General features: G+C 34.8%; 4 protein-coding genes. 2 read left to right on the top strand and 2 right to left on the bottom strand.

Annotated elements, in window-relative coordinates:
• Positions 1 to 8: 8 nt before the first annotated feature.
• Positions 9 to 1,397 carry a sodium:solute symporter family protein gene (locus ACH2CJ_RS15640; protein WP_394993888.1) on the bottom strand — a complete coding sequence of 463 codons (1,389 nt, stop codon included), beginning with the start codon at positions 1,395 to 1,397 and terminating at the stop codon, positions 9 to 11.
• Between the two features lie 155 nt (positions 1,398 to 1,552).
• Between ACH2CJ_RS15640 and ACH2CJ_RS15635 the strand changes: the two genes are divergently transcribed.
• Positions 1,553 to 2,386, top strand: coding sequence for a tyrosine-type recombinase/integrase (locus ACH2CJ_RS15635; RefSeq protein WP_394993887.1), 834 nt, complete (start codon positions 1,553 to 1,555; stop codon positions 2,384 to 2,386).
• A 58-nt stretch (positions 2,387 to 2,444) separates the two neighbouring features.
• Here ACH2CJ_RS15635 and pdxA read toward each other — a convergent pair whose 3' ends face one another.
• The gene (pdxA, locus tag ACH2CJ_RS15630) at positions 2,445 to 3,521 is read right to left on the bottom strand and encodes a 4-hydroxythreonine-4-phosphate dehydrogenase PdxA (protein WP_394993886.1); all 1,077 of its coding nucleotides are present in this window, start codon (positions 3,519 to 3,521) and stop codon (positions 2,445 to 2,447) included.
• Positions 3,522 to 3,661: 140 nt separating this feature from the next.
• Here pdxA and ACH2CJ_RS15625 point away from each other — a divergent pair, with 140 nt between their 5' ends.
• The gene (locus tag ACH2CJ_RS15625) at positions 3,662 to 4,618 is read left to right on the top strand and encodes a 2-hydroxyacid dehydrogenase (RefSeq protein WP_394993885.1); all 957 of its coding nucleotides are present in this window, start codon (positions 3,662 to 3,664) and stop codon (positions 4,616 to 4,618) included.
• Positions 4,619 to 4,759: the final 141 nt, after the last annotated feature.

The raw sequence follows: 4,759 nt of genomic DNA, 5'->3' as shown, positions 1-4,759 counted from the left end.
TTTTCGACTTAAACTACTTTCGCAGGAAGTCTAATGATTAAAGAACCAATAATCATTCCTGAAATGCTTGCCAATAATCCCAAAATCATTGACGGTATTTCGGCTTCATAAAACTCAAAGAATGTCCAAACTCCTGTACCTAAAGTCATTGATAAAATCGCTCCAAAACCATTAGCTTTTTTCCAATATAACCCAGCTACTAAAGGAACAAATAAAGCAACTAAACTCAAAGCGGAAGACTCACCCACTAATTCATAAATTTCAGATTTATAAAGCGACAATGCAACACCCATAATAGTGATACCGATGACCGAAAGTCGCATAATTTTCAATAATTTTTTGTCGGAAATTTTAGCTCCATAAAGCGGTTTAATTAAATTTTCTCCCAAAACAGTAGCTGGTGCTAATATTGCACCACTGCAAGTACTCAAAATTGCTGAAAGTAAAGCACCAAAAAATATAATTTGCATACCAACAGAAGAATGCTTGAGTACTAAAATTGGAATTGTCATTTGGCTGTCACCTTGTTTAATGTCTGGATATAGCAAGGTGCCACACAGAGCGATTACCAAAGGCATTGCTGCAACTGTCAGATACATAAACGCCGACCAGTAAGCACTATTGACAGCCACTTTTTCGGATTTTGCTGAAAGTGTTCTTTGAAAAACATCTTGTTGTGGAATTGAACCCCAACCAATCGTAATCCAGGCACCAAAATATGTAATCCAACTCGTAAAATTGTTTTCTTTGGGCGTAAATCTAAAAAAACCTTTAGGAGTTTTATCAATCATTTGTTGCCAACCGCCAATTTCTCCTATCAATTCGAGCATGAGTACCAACATTCCTGTAATTATAATGACAGTTTGCACAGTATCGGTGATAGCAACCGACCACATTCCACCAACATAAGTATAAAACAATACGACCGAGGCACAAATGATGACACCCCAAATATAAGGTATATTGGCAATAGCTTGTAAAACAATGGCTAAAGCTACCAATTGAGCTGCAATCCAACTAAAATAGGAGGGAATCATAAAAATAGCCGAAATCCATTCTGCTTTTTTATTGTATCTAATTCTAAAATAATCGCTAAATGTAAGAATGTTCATTTTATAAAGCGGACGTGCGAAAAATAGACCAATTAATAGTAAACAAAGCGATGCTCCAAATGGGTCTTCTATTACGCCCAAAAGTCCATGTTCGACAAATTCTGATGATGCTCCCATGACTGTTTCTGAGCCAAACCATGTGGCAAAAAGTCCAGAGGCTACTACATAAGTGGGCATTTTTCTGCCTGCTATGGCAAAATCATTCGAAGTTTTTACGTATCTGGAAGCAAACCAACCTATCCAAATCGTTATTGCAAGATAAATGAAAATAAAAGTAATGAGCATTCTTAATAGTTGATATTGCTAATTTTTATTGGGGGAAAATCAGTTTTCTACAAAAAAAACAAAAAAATACGAATTTTGCATAACTTTATTTTTATTTGTCAGTCAATATTTATATTTTTCGCAATAAACCCTATAACCTAAATTTTTACGTAGCTGTGACCCACCTAATTGAACGATTTACTGAAGTATTAAGAAAAGGCAAGTATAACTCTCAAACGATTGCCGCTTATCGAAATGCTATTTTTGTTTTTTATAATCATTTTCGTGATTTACCTCAAAGCAAAATCACCGACGAACTAATTTCTGTTTATCTTAAAGAGCTTGCCGAAAAGAAAGCAGGAACTGCCGATTCTTCCATCCAATCTGGAAAAGCGATTAAGCTATTTTATGAAACAATTTTTAATAGAAAACTGGGTATTAAAGCATCTGGCGAATCTAAAGAAGATAGTTTACCCGAAATTTTGACCGAAAAAGAAATTGGAAAAATTATTCAAGTGCTTGACAATCAAAAACATAAAGCTTTATTGTCGATTATATACGCCGCAGGATTGAAATTGAGTAATGTATTAAATATGAAAGTACGTGATATTGATTTTGATAAAAAAGAAATTATGGTATCTCCTTCTAAGTCCGAGAAAGGAAGAAAGTTGATGTTACCAAGCAATTTAGTGCCGATTTTAAAATCTTATATCGAAAAATATCAGCCAGAAGACTTACTTTTTGGGGGAGATAAAGGCAAAGCATATAGTCCACGAAGTGTACAATTAGTATTTCAACAAGCAATTACAAAAGCAAAAGTTAAAAAAGATGCCTCGGTACATACTTTACGACATAGCTATGCCGTACATTGTTTGGAACGTGGGATGGATATTCACTTACTTCAGGAAATTTTAGGACATCGATATTTGCAAACTACAGCTATTTATAATCAAATTGCACAAGTGGAGTTAGTCAATATCAGAAGCCCGTTTGAAGACCTTGAGTTGTAGTACTGTGTGCTGAGTTAATGAAGTTGACAAAAAATAAACTCAGCACACAGTACTAATATTAGTCTTCCATACTTGCTTCTTTCAATACAATGGTTTTCTTTTTCATTGAGCCCGCTTCCAAATCGCTTAATTCTTGGCGATTTTTTGCAATATCAATGGCTGTGTAAATGGCATGCATCATTGACGACTCGTCAGCAATATTTTTTCCTGCAATGTCATACGCAGTGCCGTGGTCAGGCGAAGTACGAACTTTTGGCAAGCCTGCCGTAAAGTTTACACCGTTTTCAAAAGCAATCATCTTAAATGGCATGAGTCCTTGGTCGTGGTACATTGCCAACACCGCATCGTAGTTTTTCCAAGCTGCAGTTCCGAAGAATCCATCAGCAGGAAAAGGCCCAAAAACTATGTTTCCTTTCTTCTTAAATTCTATTATTGCAGGATTAATAATCTCTTTTTCTTCGTTACCCAACAAGCCATTTTCGCCAGCATGTGGGTTTAGTCCGAGTACAGCTATTCGTGGTTTTTGAATACCAAAATCACGTTTTAATGAGGTTTTTATTTGTTCTAACTTCCTAACTATCAAATCTTTATTAATATTTTCTTTTACTTGTTCGAGCGGTAAATGACCAGTTGCAACACCAATTTTCAGGTCATCACTTACCATAAACATTAATACGTCTTTTGTTCCAAATGCTTCAGCTAAATATTCAGTATGCCCTGGAAATTTAAACTCATCACTTTGTATATTGTGCTTGTTGATTGGTGCAGTTACTAAGGCATCAATTTTACCCATTTTTAGGTCTTCAACTGCTCTTTTTAGTGATTCTAAAGCTAGTTTTCCTCCGTCTGGAGTAATTAATCCTGGTTGAACTTCCAAATTTTGGTCATTCATGCAATTAATTAAATTGACTTGCTTATTATTAAGTTGTTCAATTTTTTGAATAGTAAAAAATTGCCAATCTTTTATCTCTAAAAGTTGGCGGTAACGGTTAATAACTTTCCCTGAACCGTAAATAACGGGCGTACATATTTTATTCAGACGATTGCCACCAACTGCTTTTAAGATAACTTCTGGCCCGATACCATTAAAATCGCCGATACTGATGCCTATGACTGGTTTTTGTAATTCGCTCACTTTTTTAACAGGATTTGTTTGATTTTAAGATTTACAGGATTTTCTCATTTCACAAAAAAAATACTAAAATGATATTTATCTAATGTTTGAACTGTAATTTTGCTGCAAGTTACTGACAAAGACACTATAAAAAAAATCCTGTGAATACTATCAATCCCACGAATAGAGGTTTGGTCTTGATTGCCGACGAAATGCACCTGAGTATTGAGCCAATGCTCAAAGCTATTGGGTATATACCTGACTATAAACCAACGATTAAACGACAAGAAATTATTGATATTATTGGTAATTATGAAGGATTAATTATCCGAAGTAAGACTTTTGTTGATGAAGAATTATTGCAAAATACTACACACTTAAAGTTTATTGGTAGGGCAGGAGCAGGGTTGGAACTAATTGATATTGAGGTAGTTAGAGAAAAAAATATTCAACTTTTTGCTGCCAATGAAGGCAATAGAGTTGCCGTAGCCGAGCATATTATTGGCATGCTTTTGTGTTTGATGAATAAAATATTGGTTGCCGATAGTCAAGTCAGGAAAGGTGTTTGGTTACGTGAAGAAAATCGTGGTTATGAGTTGATGGGAAAAATTGTTGGAATTATTGGTTATGGAAATAATGGCTCGGAAACTGCCAAACGATTGAAGGCTTTTGGTTGTAAGGTTTTGGCTTATGATAAATTTAAAACCAATTTTAGCGATGATTTTGTAACGGAGGCTTCGATGGAAAGAATTTTTGAAGAAGCCGATATTATAAGTTTACATATTTCTTTGACCGATGAATCGTCAAAAATGGTAAATACTAATTATTTGAGTCGATTCAAGAAAAACATTTATTTATTGAATGCTTCTCGTGGGGAAATTGTGGTTTTAAAAGATGTGGTTGCCGCTCTCGAAAATGGAAAAATTCGAGGTGCTTGTTTGGATGTGTTAGAAAATGAAAAATTACAGAAACTTTCGCCCGAACAACAAGCAGTTTTTGAAAAACTTACCCATTCTGACCGAGTAATTTTAACCCCCCACATTGCAGGCTGGACGCACGAGTCATATATTAAAATTAATGAGGTTTTGGTTGAGAAAATTGCTCAACTATCATTGTAAACTTTATTTTAGATTGAGTATACCTGAAAAATTAAAAATCGGATGTCTTGTCCTGAAATAGGTTTACACAAATTTATGTAAACAAATGGCAAGAACCAAGACAAACAAGGGGTCGGGTTACAACCGACACAAGTTACATTA

Source organism: Emticicia sp. (assembly GCF_043780375.1).
Lineage (GTDB): Bacteria > Bacteroidota > Bacteroidia > Cytophagales > Spirosomataceae > Emticicia.
Note: the sequence above shows the minus strand (reverse complement) of the source record. Positions and strands in the feature narration are given on the sequence as shown.